At 39.6% G+C, this 477-nt stretch carries 1 protein-coding gene; it reads left to right on the top strand.

The window, feature by feature from the left end:
- Nucleotides 1-477 (top strand): hypothetical protein (locus FHP04_RS14560; protein ID WP_158319156.1); only part of this gene is annotated, 477 nt, incomplete at both ends.

Raw genomic sequence — 477 nt, 5'->3', positions numbered from 1 at the left:
CAACCAACGTGTGCAGTACCTTCAGGTAAAATTTCAATTACAGCTCCACTAGGTGCAGGATTTGAATACAGTATTGATGGCACGAACTATCAGGAGTCAGAAAACTTTATTAACTTAACTTCTGGTACTTATAGTGTAACGGCTCGAAATACTTCAGATTCTACGTGTGTTTCTACAGCTTTATCTGTAACGATTAACGATGTGCCAAATGCACCAGCTACACCAACTGCTGATGTAGTTCAACCAACGTGTGCAGTACCTTCAGGTAAAATTTCAATTACAGCTCCATTAGGACCAGGATTTGAATACAGTATTGATGGCACGAACTATCAGGCTTCAGTAGACTTTATTAACTTAACCTCTGGTACTTATAGTGTAACGGCTCGAAATACTTCAGATCCTACGTGTGTTTCTACAGCTTTATCTGTAACGATTAATGATGTACCAAATGCACCAGCTACACCAACTGCTGATGTA

This window comes from Aequorivita sinensis (genome assembly GCF_006346335.1).
GTDB classification, from domain to species: domain Bacteria; phylum Bacteroidota; class Bacteroidia; order Flavobacteriales; family Flavobacteriaceae; genus Aequorivita; species Aequorivita sinensis.
The sequence above is the reverse complement of the archived record's forward strand: the minus strand, read 5'-3'. Positions and strand labels throughout refer to the sequence as shown.